We start from the raw sequence: 1,731 nt of genomic DNA, 5'->3' as shown, positions 1-1,731 counted from the left end.
GCCGTCGACCGTCATGGTGATCCGGTCCGGAGTCCACTCCAGGCCATAGACATGCCACTGGTCGAAATCGAGGTCGAAGACCTTGGTGGCATAGCGATCATCGCCGTTGCCGCCCGGGCCCTGCCAATGGTTGGTGAACATGCCCTGGCCCTTTGGGGTCTCGAGGATGTCGATCTCCGGCGGCCAGGTGTCGGACTTCGCTGGCCAGAGCAGGAAGCACGGCCCGGCGCCCCAGACCTCCTGGCTCACCTTGGCCATGATCTCGACCTTGCCATAGGTGAAGGAGAAGCCGGGATTCCACTGGTTCGGGTCCGTGGTGATGCCGCCCGCGGTCCAGACCCCATTGGACTGCTTGGTCATGCCGATGTGCAGGTTTCCGCCCGAGACGTCGACCTCGGAGTTGTCCCACTTGAAGGCGCCGTTCCAATAGGTCGAGCCGCCGTAGAGGGCCGGCCACTTCGAGCGGTCGAGCGAGGTGCCGCTGAAGTCATCCTGGAAGACGATGCTGCCGAACTCGTCTGTGTCCGAGGGCGCGGTCCAGGCCGGGTTCAGCAGGGCCTCGATGGCAGCGCCCTTCACCCCCGCGAGGAAGACCGTGTCGGCGGTGCTGGTGTTGTAGCGGACCAGCGTGCCTTCGACTCCACCGACCGTGGTGGCCTGCGCCCAGGGCACGTAGCCGCTCTGCGTCGTGAAGGAAAGACGGTCCTCGCCCAGCGTGAAACCGGTGATGGTGTCGGCGCCGTCGCCATTGGCAAAGTTGAACTGATCGGCGCCGCTACCGCCCTTCAGGGCGTCGTTGCCTTTGCCGCCAGTAATAATGTCATTGCCCGACCCACCGGAGATGGTATCGCGGCCGATACCGCCAGTCAGCGTGTCGTTGCCGTCGGTGCCGGTGATGACGCGGTTCTCGACCGCGGTTGCCGCCTCGGTGAAGGAGAAGGTCTTGGCGCCCTGCGTCGTCAGGCTCAGCTTCGATGCCGCGACCGCCTGGCCGTTGTAGCTGGCGCTGTCAACGAAGAGGTTGCGGTCGTTGGCAGCCGAGCCGCCCCAGCCGTCGTTGAGGAAGTTGACCTCTACCTTATGGGCACCGGTCGCCCAATCACCTTTCAGGGTAAGTGTATCGGTTTTCCCCGAGGAGCGCAGGGCGGAGGCGGTGAAGGTACCGCCGATCTGCACGCCGTCCACTTTCACGGTGTACTGCGCGCTGCCCTGCCAGGCTTCCTGATTGATCTTGAGGACCAAAGTGTCGGGACCGCTGCCGGCGGTCTGCACCAGCGGCTGGTAGAGCTTGGGTGCCTGGGCGGGGTCGCGCAGCCATTCAATTTTGGCATCCTTGATGCCGGCGAGGAACACCGTGTCGGTAGTGTTCATGCTGTAGCGGACCAGGGTGCCCTCGACGCCGTTGATGGTCTTGTGCAGCGCCCAGGGGCGATAAGTGCCCTGGAACACCAGTTGATCCTCGCCCAGCTTGAAGTCGGTAATGACGTCCTGGCCGTCACCCGACAGGAAGCTGAAGCGGTCAGCGCCAGCATTGCCGGTCAGCGTGTCGCCGCCACGGCCGCCCGTGATGACATCGGAGCCCGAGGTGCCCTTCAGGACGTCTTTGCCGGAGGTGCCTTTGATGATGGCCATGGCCCGATCCTCACGAGCACAGTCACAGGATTGTGATGCATGCTGCGCGAGCTTCGTATCTCCAATTCAACCTCTAATTGCAATCGCGAAAGTGTGTGA

Annotated in this window: 1 protein-coding gene; it reads right to left on the bottom strand. The window is 63.5% G+C overall.

Features of this window, described 5'->3' with window-relative positions; all coding sequences use genetic code 11:
* Window positions 1–1,632 (bottom strand): carbohydrate-binding domain-containing protein (locus JMJ56_RS33025; protein ID WP_202836104.1); only part of this gene is annotated, 1,632 nt, incomplete at its 3' end.
* Between the last annotated feature and the right edge of the window lie 99 nt (window positions 1,633–1,731).

This window comes from Belnapia arida, assembly GCF_016773205.1.
Lineage (GTDB): Bacteria > Pseudomonadota > Alphaproteobacteria > Acetobacterales > Acetobacteraceae > Belnapia > Belnapia arida.
This window is presented reverse-complemented; position numbering and strand designations above follow the sequence as displayed.